Origin of the sequence: Novosphingobium umbonatum (assembly GCF_004005905.1) — a bacterium.
Taxonomy (GTDB): domain Bacteria; phylum Pseudomonadota; class Alphaproteobacteria; order Sphingomonadales; family Sphingomonadaceae; genus Novosphingobium; species Novosphingobium umbonatum.
On record NZ_SACO01000001.1, the window covers coordinates 390,993 to 406,742 of the forward strand.

Genomic DNA, 15,750 nt, shown 5'->3' on the forward strand with positions numbered 1-15,750 from the left:
TAGTTGAAAGATGGGCCAGATGACCGATCTCGCAGCAGTGCTGATCGTCCGCAATGAGGCGCGTTGTCTGGCCCGCTGTCTTGCCAGTGTGAAACATTGGGTGGACAAGGTTGTGGTAGTCGACACGGGTTCCACCGATGGCACCGTTTCCATCGCGCTGGCAGCTGGGGCGCAGGTGCACCATCTGGCATGGCCCGATGACTTCGCCGCCGCGCGCAACTATGCCTTGGAATGCGCTGATGCTGCGTGGAACCTGATTATCGATGCCGATGAATGGATCGAACAGGGCGGCGCAGCCTTGCGCGCCTTTTGCGAGGGCGGAGAACGTCTGGGCCGACTTTGCGTGATCAGCCATGACGACACCGATCCCTCCTCGCCGCAGGAGGTGCGCAGCTGGATCACCCGCCTGATCCCGCGTGGCGCCCGCTTTACTGGTCGCATCCACGAGCAGGTGGACAGCACCCTGCCACGCCATGATCTGCCGGTGCTGATCGGGCATGATGGCTATCTGACCGCACAGCGGATTGGCAAGCAAAGCCGTAACCTCCCGCTGCTGTTGGCCGAATTGGCGGCGCATCCCGATGATGCCTATATCCAGTTCCAACTGGGCAAGGATGCCGAAAGCTATGGTCAGCATGTGCAGGCCTGCGAATGGTATGCCAAGGCTTTGGCCAGCACGCCCCGTGCGCCATGGCGCCATGATCTGGTGGTGCGCCACCTGCATTGTCTGGGGCAAACCGGCAGGCTGGATGAGGCCTTGCAATTGGCCGAAGCCGAGATACCCGACTATGCGGCCTCGCCCGACCTGTTCTTTGTGCTGGGCAATCTATGCCTCGATAGCGCGATGATCGATCCCACCCACGCCATCAGCCACTGGATCCCCCGCGCGATCAAGGCATGGCAAACCTGCCTTGCCATTGGCGAAAGGCCCGATCTGGAAGGCAGCGTAACCGGCCGCGGCAGCCATCTGGCACAGCATAATCTGCAAACTTTGCAAGACGGACTGGCCTCGGTCAGCTAGCACTCGCATAAACCCCTAACCCATCGCCCGCGCTTCGTTAAGCCAGCCTGTTTAGGAATGATTCATAGTTCCAGCAGGCCCGCGCATATCCGCATCATCGGCCTGCCCCAACAGGATGGCCGAGACGATGACTTGCTTGCCACATCACGCAAAGACTGCCCCATCCCCTGCCCAGCATCGGGAGAAAGCAGCATGAATCTGGCCCGCAAAGCACGCCGCATGGCGGAAAAGAGCGCGGTGAAGGCCCGCAGCCATGGCCATCAGGCCGCTGGACCGGTGGCTGGTGATCCCCCTGCGCAAACCTTGCGCCTCGTGCTCGACACCTACACCAAGGCACGCCACCCGCGCGAAACGCTGGATCTGATCACGCCCATGCTGACGCGCTGGCCCAAGTCTCCCAGCCTGCTGGGCGTGGCAGGGGCCATTCTGTTGCAAATGCAGGACGCCGCTGCGGCCATCTTCATGCTGGAACAGGCCACGCTTTACGGCCCGAACGAGGCGCTGAACTGGAGCAATCTGGGCGTTGCCTATAAACAGCAAAAGCGATTGGCAGAGGCCGAAGCCGCCCTGCAACGCGCCATTGCCATCAATCCCAAGGAAATTGACCCACTCTACAATCTGGGCAATGTCTATCTGGAAAAGCGCCAGTTCAAACAGGCGCTCCAGCAATTTCTGCTGGTGCTGGATCTGGACGAGAACCACGCCGATGCGCTCAACAATGTTGGCACCGCGCTGCTGCATGGCAACCACAATTTGCAAGCGGCAGAAAGCTTCCGTCTGGCCATCAAGGCGCGGCCCGATTTCCATATGGCGATGGTCAATCGCGCCAACGCGCTGGCCGCGGCCCATTGCCACGAGGACGCGATTGCCGCCGGTGAACAGGCACTGGCCTCGCGCTATGATTTCGTCATGGATCGCTTCCTGTGCTATCAAAAGGCGCAGATCTGCGACTGGAGCGCCTTTGACCATTTCCGCAGCCTGCCGGTCAACGCGCCTGACGGCCCGCCCGCACCGCCTTTCAACGCGCTGACCTTTGAGGACAATCCTGCCAACCAACTGGAGCGCAGCAGGGCCTTTTCCGCCCATGCCATGCTGAAACCGGCACCAACCCCGCCGCAGCCCGCGCCCGCCGGTGATGGCCGTATCCGCATCGGTTATCTGTCCTCCGACATTTATGACCATGCCACGATGCATTTGTTTGCCGGCGTTCTGCGCGAGCATGACCGGTCAAAAGTCGAAATCCACCTGTTCAGCTATGGGCCGGACATGGACTGCCCCATCCGCCGTTCCGCGAAGAAGATGGTGGAGCATTTCCACGATATTCAGGAATTGACCGATGATGCGGCCATCGCCGCGATCAGGCAGCAGAACATCGACATTCTGGTCGAAATGAAGGGCTTTACCCAAGGCTCGCGCGCCCATCTGCTGGGCGCGGGCCTTGCGCCGGTACAGGTTGCCTGGCTGGGCTATCCCGGTTCGATGGGCCATGCGTCGGTGCATTATGCCATCGCCGACCATATCGTGCTGCCCGTCGAACAAAGGCATACATTCGACGAGAATATCGTCTGGCTGGCCGGATCCTATCAATCCAATGATGACCAGCGCCCCATCGTCACCGACAAAGGCAGCCGCCGCCATCATGGCCTGCCCGAAAACGGCTTTGTCTTTTGCTCGTTCAACAGCAGTTACAAGATCACCCCTCGCGAATTCGACATCTGGATGCGCCTGCTGGCACAGACGCCCGACAGCGTGCTCTGGCTCTTGCGCTCCAACCCTGTGGCGGAACGCAATCTACGGCGCGAGGCGGAAAAGCGTGGTATCGCGGCGCAAAGGCTGGTGTTTGCCGGAAAGGCACATCACCATGAATATCTGGGCCGCCTGCGCCATGCCGATCTCTTCCTCGACAGTTTTGCGGTAAATGCCCACACGACTTGTTCGGATGCGCTATGGGCTGGTCTGCCGGTGCTGACCATGGCGGGACAGCAATTTTGCGCCCGCGTCGGGGCCAGCCTGTTGCATGCCGCTGGTCTGCCCGAATTGGCAACCACCAGCGAGGCAGACTATGAAGCGCTGGCGCTGGAGCTGGCCCATGATCGCGGGCGATTGACCGCTTTGCGCGAAAGATTGGCCGCGAACCGTCTGGATTGCGACCTGTTCAACACCAAGCGCTTTACCGCGAAACTGGAAGCTGCCTTTGCCGCCATGCAATCGCGCCAACAGCAAGGCCTGCCGCCTGCCGATCTGGACCTCGCGTAAAATCCAGATCTCACCGGCCTTTTCCAAAGGATTGCACCATGTCGAACCGTCTGCGGCTCCGGACCAACACCAACCGTAAGGCTCGGCCTGGCGCGCCAATCCCGCCGACATCACGCCTGCCGGTGCAAGTGCTGGCCGGGTTAATGGCGATGGATCAGGCCGGTGAACATCAAAAAGCCCTGCCCAAGGCCGAGGCCTTGTTGGTGCAATGGCCCGACTGGGTGCCTTTGCTGGAACTTCTGGGCTCTCTTTACCTCAAAGCCGGTGATGCGCAGGCTGCGGCACGCATGTTTTCCTGTGCATCCCAGCAAGAGCCGGACAAGGCCGAGCATTTCTCCAATCTGGGCGTATGCTATCGCCGCATGGGGCAAATGCAGAATGCGGCCAATGCGCTGTTACAGGCCATGGAATTGGCGCCCCAAATCGCGGACATTCCCTATAATCTGGGCAATCTGCTGCGCGACATGGGCCAGAATGACATGGCGCTTCAACAATTTGCACGGGCGATCGAACTGTGCCCCACCCATGCCAATGCCATGCTCAGTCTGGGCGTCACGCTGGTCGATCTGGGCCATGCGGCAGAAGCCCAGCAAGTTTTGCGCATGGTGCTAAATCTGGCGCCCGACAATGTGCAGGCGATGGTCAATCTCAGCGTGATTTGCGATTTTGAAGCCTATCACGCCTTTACCCGCCTGCCCGCCGATTGGGCCCCGCATTCGGTCGATTTGCCAGGCCTGTTCCTGCATTTCGAGGATAATGCCGCCAAGCAATTGCAGCGGTCGCGCCGGTGGGCCTTGGCGCGTTTCCTGCAGCCAACATCGGCTTTGCAGCCGCCCTTGCCCGAGGCGAGGATCAGGGTCGGTTTCCTTTCGGCCGATTATCACGAACATGCCACGATGCGTCTGTTTTCGGGCGTATTGCGCGAATATGATCGCAGCCGGTTTGCCTTCCACGCCTTTTCCTATGACAGGGAAAAGCCGGACGAGTGGCGCCAGTTCGCCATCGATCATCATGACGGTTTTCATGACATCACCGCCATGTCCGATGCCGAAGCGGTGGACTACATCAGGGCGCAATCGCTTGATGTGCTGATCGATTTGAAGGGCTTTACCAAGGATAGCCGATCGCATCTGCTGGGCGCCAGACTGGCGCCGGTGCAGGTGGCATGGCTGGGCTTTCCCGGTTCCATGGGCCATTTTGCGGTCGATTATGCCATCGTCGACCAACGCGTTGTGCCGCCCGCGCTGAAAAGCACGTTTGATGAAAAGCTGGTGTGGATGCCCCATTCCTATCAGCCCAACGACAACCAGCGCGCCATCCATCCTGACAAAGCCTCCCGCGCCGATCACGGCCTGCCGGACGTTGGCTTTGTTTTTTGCACTTTCAACCACACCTATAAAATCAGCCCCGTCGAGTTCGACATCTGGATGCGCCTGTTGGCGCAGGTCGAAGGCTCGGTTCTGTGGCTGCTCAAATCCAACGCCGTGGTGCAAAGCAATTTGTGCCAGGAGGCAGCGGCCCGAGGCATCGATCCGGCACGCCTGATCTTTGCCGAACCGCGCCAGCATAATGATCATTTGGGCCGCATTGCCCATGCCGATCTGTTCCTCGACAGCTTTGCCGTCAATGCGCATACCACCACCAGCGACGCGCTATGGGCAGGGCTGCCCGTGCTGACCATGGCGGGCGAGCAATTTGCCGCCAGAGTGGGCGCCAGCCTGTTGACCGCCGCCGGCCTGCCGGAACTGGTGACACAAACGCATGAGGAATATGAGGCGCTCGCGCTCGAACTGGCGCGCAACCCGACCTTGCTGGGCGATCTTCGCGCTAGATTGGCGCAGCAGCGCCTGACCTGCGCTTTGTTCGATACTGCGGTTTTCACCCGCCATTTCGAACAGGCCTTGGGCCTGATGCACCAGCGCCGGTTGGATGGCCTGACACCTGTGGACTTCAACGTCGGCTAATAAGTCGCGCGCAAGACCTACATCCCTTACATTATTGACGCGTTAGCGGCAGGCGATGGTTCCATCGACCTGCCGCTAACGCGCTTTTTCTTTGCCCGCGTGCCTGCGACACACCTCTGTAAACGCAGATCGGCCCGACCATCCTTGACGATGGCCGGGCCTGATCTTTCGGGTCTACGCCTGGAGTTAGGCGTGTCTTACTTCAGCAGCGAGAGGACGTTCTGCTGGGCCTGGTTGGCCTGGGCAATCATCGCGGTCGAGGCCTGCGACAGGATCTGGGCCTTGGCCATGGCCGTCGACTCTTCCGAATAGTCGGCGTCCTGGATGCGGCTGCGGGCAGCCGACAGGTTGGTCGAGGTGTTGGTCATGTTGTTGACCGCCGAGGTCAACTGGTTCTGACCGGCACCCAGCGTGGCGTTGGTCGACGCCACATAGCCGAGCAGCGAATCAACCGTGGTCACCGTGGTGGAGGCGCTGGTCGACACATCAAGGCTGCTCGAGTTGGAAGTCCAGTTCAAAGCCTTGCTGGTCAAGGTGATCGCGTCATTGCCGGCCTGAATGCTGAAGGTCACATCCGAAGCACCGGCACCGAACACGGCAGTGCCGTTGAACTTCGTGTTGGTCACGATGTTGTTGATCTGGGTCTTCAGCGCGCTGACTTCCGACTGCATATTGGTGCGGTCGGTCGACGAATAGGTGCTGTTCTGTGCCTGCACGGCCAGGGTGCGAACGCGCTGCAGCATGTTGGTCACTTCGTCCAGCGAGCCCTGCGCGGTCTGGGCCAGCGAAATGCCGTCATTGGCATTCTTGACGCCCTGATTCATCGAATTGATTTGCGAGGTCATCGACGTGGCGATGGCCATACCGGCAGCGTCATCGGCGGCCGAGTTAATGCGCTTGCCGGTCGACAGGCGGGTCATCGCCTGCGAGGACATGGCAGCAGCCGAGTTCGAAGCATTGCTGGCCTGAAGTGCGTTCACATTGGTGTTAATGACAGACATGGTGTGCTCCCGATCAATTCCCGAAAAACCGAGCTCGCCGGTCATGAAGTTCCGTGGCTCTCACAGATAAGAGCGGTTGCTGGCAGAGTTTTTTAAGCTTTCGCGGAGCAACTTTTGGAAAAGTTAAAATTTCTTTTTAAATCAATAATTTGCTTCTGGAATTCTCCACAAACAGCAAAAAGCCGGCCACAAAATGACCGGCAAACAGCATTTTTTTCAGCCAATCAGGCCCGGCATCCTTCGGGGGGATGCCGGGCCTGCACTAAAGCCGAGGCTTTAACTCAAGGCATTAACCTTAGCGCAGCAGGGAGAGCACATTCTGCGAGCTTTGGTTTGCCTGAGAGATCATCGCAGTCGATGCCTGCGACAGGATCTGGGCCTTGGCCATGGCCGTCGACTCTTCGGAATAGTCGGCGTCCTGAATACGGCTGCGGGCAGCCGAAAGGTTGGTCGCGGTGTTGGTCAGATTGTTGACTGCCGAGGTCAGCTGATTCTGGCCCGCACCCAGGGTGGAGTTGGTGACAGCAACAGCCGCCAGCAAAGTATCAACCTTCGATACCGTTGTTGCGGCACTAGCGGTCACATCAAGGCCGCTCGAGTTCGCGGTCCAGGTCAGCGCCTTGCTGGTCAGCGTGATCGAATCGTTGCCGGCCTGGATGCCAAAGGTAACGTCCGATGCACCGGCGCCAAACACAGCCTGACCGTTGAACTTCGTGTTGGTCACGATGTTGTTGATCTGGGTCTTGAGCGCATCCACTTCCGACTGCATGTTGGTCTTGTCAGTCGAAGTGTAGGTGCTGTTCTGTGCCTGAACGCCCAGCGTGCGGACGCGCTGCAGCATATTGGTCACTTCATCCAGCGAGCTCTGTGCCGTCTGGGCCAGCGAAATGCCGTCATTGGCATTCTTGACGCCCTGATTCATCGCATTGATCTGCGAAGTCATCGAGGTCGAAATCGCCAGACCGGCGGCATCATCCGATGCAGAATTGATACGCTTGCCGGTCGACAGGCGGGTCATCGCCTGCGAGGTCATCGCAGCAGCCGAGTTCGAGGCATTGGCAGCCTGAAGTGCGCTAACGTTCGTGTTAATTACAGCCATGGTCTACTCCCGATCAAAATCCCGAGTTGGTCAAAATCCGGCGTTTCGGCTTGTCTCCACTCCCAGACAAGAGCGGCAAAATTTTGCCGGATTTAAGTCGAATTATCCATTTTTCTCATTATTTTCAGATGATTAAAATGGACAAGCAAGACCTTGCAGACAAGCCGCGGCTGCCTGTTAACCGGTCTTGAAAATTGAATTTGATGCTTGGTGCTTGTTAGGCCACCAGGTTCCGCGCCTGACCTTGAGCCCGGGTCAGGCGCGGATGAAGTCTTAACGCAGCAACGACAGCACGTTCTGCGACGACTGGTTCGCCTGAGCAATCATCGCAGTCGAAGCCTGCGACAGGATCTGGGCCTTGGCCATGGCCGTCGATTCTTCCGAATAGTCGGCGTCCTGGATACGGCTGCGAGCAGCCGACAGGTTGGTCGACTGATTGGTCATGTTGTTAACCGCCGAGGTCAGCTGGTTCTGACCGGCGCCCAACTGGGCATTGGTAGCAGCCACAGCAGACAGCAGAGTGTCAACCTTCGATACCGTTGTTGCGGCACTGGCGGTCACATCAAGGCCGCTCGAGTTCGCGGTCCAGGTCAGTGCCTTGCTGGTCAGCGTGATCGAATCATTGCCGGCCTGGATGCCAAAGGTAACGTCCGATGCACCGGCGCCAAACACAGCCTGACCGTTGAACTTCGTGTTGGTCACGATGTTGTTGATCTGGGTCTTGAGCGCATCCACTTCCGACTGCATGTTGGTCTTGTCAGTCGAAGTGTAGGTGCTATTCTGTGCCTGAACGCCCAGCGTGCGGACGCGCTGCAGCATATTGGTCACTTCATCCAGCGAACCCTGCGCGGTCTGGGCCAGCGAAATGCCGTCATTGGCATTCTTGATACCCTGATTGTTCGCATTGATCTGCGAGGTCATCGAAGTGGCGATCGCCAGACCTGCGGCATCGTCCGATGCCGAATTGATGCGCTTGCCCGTCGACAGGCGGGTCATCGCCTGCGAGGTCATGCTTGCGGCGGTATTGGAAGCGGCAGCCGCCTTCAATGCGCTCACATTGGTGTTGATTACAGCCATGGTTTACTCCCGATCATTGGTCGAGTTGCCAGCCACCCCGATCAGTCGGACTGGCTGCCATGACGAAAGGCGGATGGCTGGCGCAATTTTTAAGGCTGAAAGGCAAAATTTCGGCAAGCGCTTGCCGCTTTTTGCCGGTTGCCGCGGCCAATCCTTGCAGGTCACTGATTCGCAAGCGATTCGTGGGGCAATCACCGGCAGCGGCAAAATCTGACCGTTTTTCGCACGCGCGAACGGCAAAGCGGCAAAAAATTTAACGCCCCCTTTCAACTTTTTTTCGCCCCCTAATTTGCACCCCGTGAAAAACGCCTGTTTTGCTGGGATTTTGGGGAACTACTTAAGTGGAGATCCTAGGCCTTAAATTACCATCATCTTTGACGTCTAGGCGGCAAAAACTCCTTCGAGACATGGTTAACACGAAGGACGCCGAAACAATGGACCTTATCGATCAAGACGTGGATCTGGCACTGCGCCACGCCCCGTTGGTCCAGCGCAGCAGCGCGATCATTGCAACGCTGGGCGATGCCTATCGCCTGCGCCTTTTCGACGCCCAATCGGCGGCGTCCCCCCTGCAAGGCGATACCACCACCAGCCTGACGCTGGCGCGCGGTGAACGCTGCAAGCTGGAACGCCTGCCCGCGACCAAAGAGGTCAAGGGCCTGCGCTTTGGCCTGACCTATACCGATGCGGCGGACGAAGGCACGATGGCCGCGCTGGTCGCCTGCGCCTCGGCCCGCGCCAAGGGTTCTGCTCCGATCGCCGCCGATCCTGAAAGCCTGTCCGTGCTCGCCCTGGCCGACCGTCTCGCCGCCAGCGACATTCCCGTGTTGATTAACGGCCCCACCGGCACCGGCAAGGAAGTGCTCAGCCGCTTTATCCATGACCGCAGCCCGCGCGCCAAGGGCCCCTTCGTCGCCGTTAACTGTGCTGCCATGCCCGAAGCCATGCTCGAAGCGCTGCTGTTCGGCCACACCAAGGGTGCCTTCACCGGCGCCACCAGCGCGCATGAAGGCTTCTTCCGCGCCGCTGACGGTGGCACGCTGCTGCTGGACGAAATTGCCGAAATGCCGATCTCGCTGCAGGCCAAGCTGTTGCGCGCGCTGCAGGAAGGCGAAGTGGTGCCCATCGGTTCGACCCAGCCGGTCAAGATCGACGTGCGCATCATCGCCGCCGCCAACCGCGATCTGCCCACCGAAGTGGCCGAGGGCCGCTTCCGCGCAGACCTTTACTATCGCCTCAATGTTTTCCCCCTTGCGTTGAAGCCCCTGCGCGACCGCATGGAAGACATTGCCCCGCTCGCCTTCGCGCTGGTCCTGCGCCACACTGCCGAAGGCCGCGATCTGCCCTGGATCACCAAGGAAGCGCTCAACATGCTGCGCCAGCACAGCTGGCCGGGCAATGTGCGCGAATTGGAAAATGTCATTCGTCGCGCTTTGCTGTTGGCCGAAGGGATCGGCGGTCACAGCTGCGGTGAAATCCGCCCCGAGCATATCCAGTTTGATGGATCGGCCCGGTTGGTGATGGAAGAAGCGCCCAAGCCCGCGCTGGTCAGCGAGGTTGACCTCACCCCCGCGCGCAAGCTGGCCAATATCGTGCAGATCAGTGAAGCCAAAGCGATCCTCGAAACGCTGGCAGCCTGCGGTGGCAATCGCCTTGCCGCCGCCCGCCAGCTGGGCATTTCCGAAAGAACCCTGCGCTATCGCCTTGCCTCGTTCCGCGAAGCAGGATTGCCGGTAGCCGCTATTGGTGGAGGCCGTAGATGAGCAGCATCTCTGGAATAGGCGGCGGCTTTGCCGGTGCCAACAGTCTGCGCGAAATCATGGAATTGCGCGCCCAAATCATCGAAAAATCACAGGTCTTGCAACAAGTGCACAGCCAACAGGGACAAAACGGAACCAGCGCCACTTCCGTAGGCGCCGCCCCCGGCTTTACCCAGACGCTGCAAAACGCCCTGCAAACCGTCAACACCAGCCAGACCCGCGCCAGCGACCTGACCACGGCCTATGAAACCGGCCAGACGCAGGATGTGGCCAAGGTCATGCTGGCCCGACAGGAAGCCTCGGTCGGTTTTGAAGCCACCCTGCAAGTCCGCAACAAGCTCCTGAGTGCCTATCAGGAAATCATGAAAATGGGGGTTTGATAAATGGCTGACCTCGTGCCCGCCAACAATGCTGCTGCGGGACAGTCCCTGCTTGCCCCCCTGACCGATGGCAATGGCGCCCCGATGGATCGCGCCCGCGCCTTTCTGGGTCAGGAAGCCGTGAAGAAAGCCATGCCCTGGTTTGCGGGCATGTCTTTGATCGGGGCGGGCGCGCTGGCATGGGGTATGCTTGCACAGGCTCCGCAGCGCGTGCTGTATAGCCAGCTGGACGATGCCGAACGCGCCAGCGTGGTCGACGCGCTGGACAAGGCCAAGATCGGTTATTCGATCGACAGTTCGACCGGCGCCGTCACCGTGGACGAGGCCAATGTCTATCGCGCCCGCATGGTGGTGGCGCAAAATGGCGCGCTGGCTGTGCCCGATACGGCGGGCTCCTCGCTCGACAAATTGCCCATGGGCGCTTCGCGCGCCTTGGAAGACGAACGCCTGCGCGCCGCCAAGGAGCATGAGTTGATGCTCTCGATCAAGGAGATCGAGGGGGTACAATCGGTCCGCGTCCATCTGGGCGAGGGACAGAAATCGGTGTTCGTGCGCGACCAGATCGCGCCTTCGGCCTCGGTGATGGTGCGTCTGGCCGATGGGCGGCAATTGTCGGACCGGCAGGTCTCGGCCATCGTCAATCTGGTGGCTGGCTCCATGCCGGGTCTTTCGCCCGATGCGGTCAAAGTGGTGGACCAGCGTGGCCGCCTGTTGACCGACAAGAGCGGCGCGGATTCCGACCGTCTGGAAATGCAGGCGCGCATGGAGGAAAAGCTGCATGGGCAAGTGTCCGCGCTGCTGACCCCGATGCTGGGCGAGGAGAATTTCTCCAGCGAGATTCAGGTCGATCTGGATATGCAGCAGACGACCTCGGCCCGCGAGACCTATGACAAGACCGGCGCGGTGCGCAGCGAAACCAGCCAGCAGAGCCAGCAACCCACCGGCCAACAGGCCGCTGGCGTGCCGGGCGTGCTGTCCAACACGCCGCCGCCCGTAACCCAGCCTTCGCCCGGCGCGCCGCAGGGCACACCCGCCTCGCCCGCCGCCGCTGCGCCGGCCGCCACCGAAAGCTCGGCCAGCAAGAATTACGAGCTGGGCCGCGAGGTTTCGGTGATCAACCAAGGGCCGGGCAAGGTGCGCCGCCTGTCGGTAGCCGTGGCCCTGTCCGCCAAGGCGATGGCCAAGGCGAAACAATCAGACATTGACCAGATCAAGCAGCTGGTTTCCGCCGCCGTTGGCGCCGACCCTGCACGCGGGGATCAGGTGGCCGTGGTTGTCCGCAGCTTTGAACCTTTAACCGCAGCCGCCACGCCTTTCTATGAAACCGCATGGTTTGCCCGCGCGCTGCATTATGGCGCGATGCTGCTGGGCACTTTGATGGTGCTCTTGCTGGGTGTCCGCCCGTTGATCAATGCCGTGCGCGGCGACAAGGCCAAGCCGGTCAAGGGCGCCAAGGGCAAGAAAGGCAATAAGGGCGCAGCCGCCGAGGATGAGGACGATGAGGAAGCCTCCGCCGAAACCGGCGGTATGGCACCCCAGTTGCAGGCCCCGCCCCCCGCGCCGATTGATGCCGCAGCTTTGGGCCGTCAGGTCGGCCTTGCCCAGCAGATCGTGGATACCAAGCCCGATGATGCCGTGATTGCCCTGCGCCAGATGTTGCAACCAGCACCCGAGGAGAATGCAGCATGACCGCGATGAATGCTGTTGAAGGCCAGAATGCCGCAACCGACATGCCCGAATTGAGCGATGCCGAAGCGGCCGCTGTGTTCATCATGTTGCTGGACGATCATCAAGCCAGCAAATTGCTGTCGCAACTGACGCCGGAAGAATTGCGCGTGCTGGGCGAAAAGATGGTGGAGATCGGCGAGATTGCCCCCGAGGCGATCATGCATTCGGTCGACGCCTTTTGCGCCCGCACGCAAAGGCTGGGCATTGACGCGCATGGGCGGGTGGAAAAAGTCCACGCCATGATGCGTAAGGCTGTCGGCTCGGTCAAGGCGGACAATCTGATGGAGCGCATCATCCCCGATGCGCCGCCAGCCTCTTCGCTGGAACTGGCCAAATGGCTCAATGCCTCGGCCATCATCCCGATGATCAAGGGTGAACATCCGCAGGCCATTGCCGTGTTGCTGGTGCAACTGGAACCCGATGTGGCGGCGCAAATCCTGCACGCCCTGCCCGGTGATCAACAGACGCAAGTGGTGCATCGCGTCGCCACCATGGGGCCGGTTCAACCCGAAGCGCTGACCATGCTGGAAGAATTGCTCAGCCAGCGCATCACCCAGTTCCACGGCAAGGCCGCCCTGCGCATGGGCGGAGCCAAGAACGCTGCCGAGATCATCAACAATTCCGCCAAGTCGGTGGAAAAGAAGGTCATCCCGGAAATCACCAAGATGGACAAGGTGCTGGCCAAGGCCATCGAAAACGAAATGTTCAAATTCGAACATCTCTTCGTGCTCGACGCCAAATCCATGGGCTCGCTGCTGCGCGAGGTGGAAAGCGACATTCTCATCAACGCGCTCAAGGGCATTCCCGAGGAGCAGCGCGAGGTGTTCTTTGCCGCCATGTCCAGCCGCGCCGCCGATGGTGTGCGCGACGAAATCGCCAGCCGTGGCCGCCTGAAAATGGCCGATTGCATCGAGGCGCAAAAGCAGATCGTGGCCGCCGCCCGCCGTCTGGCTGCCGAAGGTGTGATCAGCTTTGGCTCTGGCGATGATGATTACGTCTAATCAGGGGTTATAAATATGGCAGACCTTTCCGCCCTGATGGGAGACGCATCCGGCTTTCGCCCCGACGCCCGCTTTGCCAGCGCCGAGGAGACCGAAGCGCCGGTGATGCCCATGGCCTTGGCCGCGATGCAGGGGCAATTTGTGAAAGGCGGCCTGCGTCGGGTGAATTTCGGTGGCCGCCATAACGAGGCCGTCCCCGCCGCCGACCCCATCGCCGAGGCCCGCGCGCAAGGTTATGAGCAAGGCTTGCTCGATGCCCGCGAGGCAGCCGAGCGTGAGGCGCAAGACAATGCCCTGCGCCGCGAAAGGCTGGAACTGACGCTGCGCAAGCTGGACGGCGAACTGGCCGAGCAATTCCGCCAGCGTCTGCTGGAAACAGTGGTGGCGCTATGCGAGGCAACGCTAGCCCCGCTGGCGCTGGACGAGGCAGCCCTGCTACGCCGTGTAGAACGCGCCGCCGCCATGTTCACCCGCACCGATGATGAACGCGTATTGCGCCTGCATCCACAGGATCTGACGCTGATCCAGGCTCAGGTGCCCGAGGATTACGTGATGACCCCCGACCCCAACCTGCCGCGCGGCACCATCCGCGTCGAATGCCGCAGCAATGGCATGGAGGTTGGCGGCGCCGAGGACGGCCCCGAACAATGGCGCCGCGCGATTATCGAGGCGCTGGATATTGGAGGCCTTGAGTGAAGCTGTTGCTTGACGAATTGCTGGACCCCATGGCGCAAACGCGGGTCGATTTGGCCCCCCGCCGCTATGGCGTGGTGGCGGCCTGCGATGGCGGCTTGCTGGAGGTATCCGGCCTTGGCGTGCCCGTGGGAGCGCTCTGCCGGATCAGCCATGGCAATGGCCATTCGCTGCCCGCCGAGGTGATCGGTTTCCGCAATGGCCGCACTTTGATGATGTTGCTGGGCGATACGGTGATGCTGCGCCCTGGCGCCAAAGTGCGCCCGATTGGCAAGCCCGGCATGTTGCCGGTGGGCGAAGCCTTCCTTGGCCGCGCTGTCGATGGCGAGGGTAAACCGATTGACGGGCTTGGGCCCCTTCACCCCGGCGCGCTATGGCCCGCAGGCGGCGTGCGCGCCGGCGCCTTGGACCGCAGCCCCGTGCGCCAGAGTTTTGATACCGGCGTGCGTGCCTTGAACGCGATCACCACCTTTGGCGTGGGGCAGCGTATCGGCATTATGGCAGGGTCCGGCGTGGGTAAATCGGTGCTGCTGGATATGATCGCCCATGGTGCCAGCGCGGAAATCGTCATCGTCGGCCTGATCGGCGAACGCGCCCGCGAAGTCTCCGATTTTGTCGAGCGGCATATGGCGGGGGCCAAGCGCGCCTCCACCGCCGTGATTGCCGTGCCTGCCGATCATGCGCCCAATCTGCGCATTCGCGGCGCGCTGCTCGCCACATCCATGGCCGAATATTTCCGCGCGCAGGGGCGCAAGGTTTTGCTCATCATGGACTCGCTGACCCGCGTGGCCCATGCCGGACGCGAAATCGGCCTCTTGCTGGGCGAACCGGGCGCAGCGCGTGGTTATCCGCCTTCCGCCCTTGCCACGATCACCAAACTGGTGGAACGTGCGGGCAATTCGGCCCAAAGCGGCGGCTCGATCACCGGCCTTTATACCGTGCTGGCCGATGGCGATTCACAGGATGATCCGGTGGTGGACACTGCCCGTTCGATCCTTGATGGCCATATCGTGCTGTCGCGCGATCTGGCGCAGCGCGGGCAATATCCGGCGATCGATATTGCCGCATCGCTCTCGCGCGTGATGACCGATATTGTGTCCAAGGACCATCAACGGGTGGCGCGCATCTTCCGCGCTCTGGTGGCCAGCTATGAATCCAACCGCGATCTGGTGCTGATGGGCGCCTATCGAGCGGGGGCTGACCCGCAACTGGACCGCGCGATTGCCATGCATCCGGCGCTGGTGGACTTTCTGACGCAGGAAGGCGGCAAAATCGTGCCGCTGGGGCAAGCCGTTGCCGAACTTGCCGCATTGATTGAGCCATGAAGGCCGAGCGCGACAAGCTGAAACGCCTGCAAAGGCTGGAAAAGATCCGCGCCATTGCCAAACAGACGGCGGCAGGCGAGGCGGCAAGAGCCGAAACCACTTTCGCGCAACTTTCCCAATTGGCGACCCGCACGGGCGCCTTGGCGGCGGAATATGCCGCCCGTACCGATGCTACCGATGGTGGCGAACTGCGCCAATTGGGCCGCTTCACCGCCGGTTTGCAGGGCATTTGCGCCACCACACAGGCCGATGCCAAACGCGCCCAAGCCATTGCCGACCGCCGCCAGCAAGAGCTGGCCGCCGCCGAAAAGCGCCGCTCCGCCGTGGAAGAGCGCGCCAGCGAACAGGCGCGCCAATTGGCCGCCAAGCGTCAATATGCCCAAATGTCAGCCCAGATGATGGGCGCAAAGCGAATTGGCACGGACCCTGCATAATAGTCAGGGCA

General features: G+C 60.9%; 14 protein-coding genes. 10 read left to right on the top strand and 4 right to left on the bottom strand.

The features are described 5' to 3' along the window. The first annotated feature begins 19 nt into the window (after positions 1 to 19). From EOE18_RS01725 to EOE18_RS01735, 3 genes are all read left to right on the top strand, one after another. The gene (locus EOE18_RS01725; RefSeq protein ID WP_246027201.1) at positions 20 to 1,021 is read left to right on the top strand and encodes a glycosyltransferase family 2 protein; all 1,002 of its coding nucleotides are present in this window, start codon (positions 20 to 22) and stop codon (positions 1,019 to 1,021) included. Positions 1,022 to 1,213: 192 nt separating this feature from the next. After that, the gene (locus EOE18_RS01730; RefSeq protein ID WP_164852628.1) at positions 1,214 to 3,277 is read left to right on the top strand and encodes an O-linked N-acetylglucosamine transferase family protein; all 2,064 of its coding nucleotides are present in this window, start codon (positions 1,214 to 1,216) and stop codon (positions 3,275 to 3,277) included. Positions 3,278 to 3,315: 38 nt separating this feature from the next. Beyond that, positions 3,316 to 5,241 carry an O-linked N-acetylglucosamine transferase, SPINDLY family protein gene (locus EOE18_RS01735; protein ID WP_127705536.1) on the top strand — a complete coding sequence of 642 codons (1,926 nt, stop codon included), beginning with the start codon at positions 3,316 to 3,318 and terminating at the stop codon, positions 5,239 to 5,241. A 197-nt stretch (positions 5,242 to 5,438) separates the two neighbouring features. On the opposite strand, the gene EOE18_RS01740 is transcribed toward EOE18_RS01735, so the two are convergent. The 4 genes from EOE18_RS01740 to EOE18_RS01755 form a co-directional block, all read right to left on the bottom strand. Continuing rightward, positions 5,439 to 6,242 carry a flagellin N-terminal helical domain-containing protein gene (locus tag EOE18_RS01740; RefSeq protein WP_127705538.1) on the bottom strand — a complete coding sequence of 268 codons (804 nt, stop codon included), beginning with the start codon at positions 6,240 to 6,242 and terminating at the stop codon, positions 5,439 to 5,441. A gap of 295 nt (positions 6,243 to 6,537) precedes the next feature. Next, entirely contained in the window at positions 6,538 to 7,341 is an 804-nt protein-coding gene (locus tag EOE18_RS01745; protein WP_127705540.1) for a flagellin N-terminal helical domain-containing protein, read from the bottom strand. Between the two features lie 273 nt (positions 7,342 to 7,614). Then, the gene (locus EOE18_RS01750; protein ID WP_127705542.1) at positions 7,615 to 8,418 is read right to left on the bottom strand and encodes a flagellin N-terminal helical domain-containing protein; all 804 of its coding nucleotides are present in this window, start codon (positions 8,416 to 8,418) and stop codon (positions 7,615 to 7,617) included. Between the two features lie 3 nt (positions 8,419 to 8,421). After that, positions 8,422 to 8,688, bottom strand: a complete 267-nt coding sequence (locus EOE18_RS01755) for a hypothetical protein (RefSeq protein WP_127705544.1) — start codon at positions 8,686 to 8,688, stop codon at positions 8,422 to 8,424. Positions 8,689 to 8,852: 164 nt separating this feature from the next. Here EOE18_RS01755 and EOE18_RS01760 point away from each other — a divergent pair, with 164 nt between their 5' ends. Genes EOE18_RS01760 through EOE18_RS01790 form a run of 7 tightly spaced genes read left to right on the top strand, consistent with a single transcriptional unit; the run spans position 8,853 to position 15,739 of the window. After that, the gene (locus EOE18_RS01760; RefSeq protein WP_127705546.1) at positions 8,853 to 10,181 is read left to right on the top strand and encodes a sigma-54 interaction domain-containing protein; all 1,329 of its coding nucleotides are present in this window, start codon (positions 8,853 to 8,855) and stop codon (positions 10,179 to 10,181) included. Further along, positions 10,178 to 10,558 carry a flagellar hook-basal body complex protein FliE gene (gene fliE, locus EOE18_RS01765; protein WP_127705548.1) on the top strand — a complete coding sequence of 127 codons (381 nt, stop codon included), beginning with the start codon at positions 10,178 to 10,180 and terminating at the stop codon, positions 10,556 to 10,558. Before EOE18_RS01760 ends, fliE begins: the two co-directional genes overlap by 4 nt. A gap of 3 nt (positions 10,559 to 10,561) precedes the next feature. Continuing rightward, complete coding sequence (gene fliF, locus EOE18_RS01770) at positions 10,562 to 12,247, top strand: flagellar basal-body MS-ring/collar protein FliF (protein ID WP_127705550.1); 1,686 nt, start codon at positions 10,562 to 10,564, stop codon at positions 12,245 to 12,247. Further along, positions 12,244 to 13,287 (top strand): flagellar motor switch protein FliG, encoded by a 1,044-nt coding sequence (locus EOE18_RS01775; protein WP_246027202.1) that lies wholly within the window; start codon positions 12,244 to 12,246, stop codon positions 13,285 to 13,287. Before fliF ends, EOE18_RS01775 begins: the two co-directional genes overlap by 4 nt. A gap of 15 nt (positions 13,288 to 13,302) precedes the next feature. Next, positions 13,303 to 13,983, top strand: a complete 681-nt coding sequence (locus EOE18_RS01780; RefSeq protein WP_127705552.1) for a FliH/SctL family protein — start codon at positions 13,303 to 13,305, stop codon at positions 13,981 to 13,983. A 29-nt stretch (positions 13,984 to 14,012) separates the two neighbouring features. Further along, positions 14,013 to 15,305, top strand: a complete 1,293-nt coding sequence (locus EOE18_RS01785) for a FliI/YscN family ATPase (protein ID WP_127705853.1) — start codon at positions 14,013 to 14,015, stop codon at positions 15,303 to 15,305. Continuing rightward, positions 15,302 to 15,739 carry a hypothetical protein gene (locus EOE18_RS01790; RefSeq protein ID WP_127705554.1) on the top strand — a complete coding sequence of 146 codons (438 nt, stop codon included), beginning with the start codon at positions 15,302 to 15,304 and terminating at the stop codon, positions 15,737 to 15,739. Before EOE18_RS01785 ends, EOE18_RS01790 begins: the two co-directional genes overlap by 4 nt. The last annotated feature ends 11 nt before the right edge of the window (positions 15,740 to 15,750 follow it).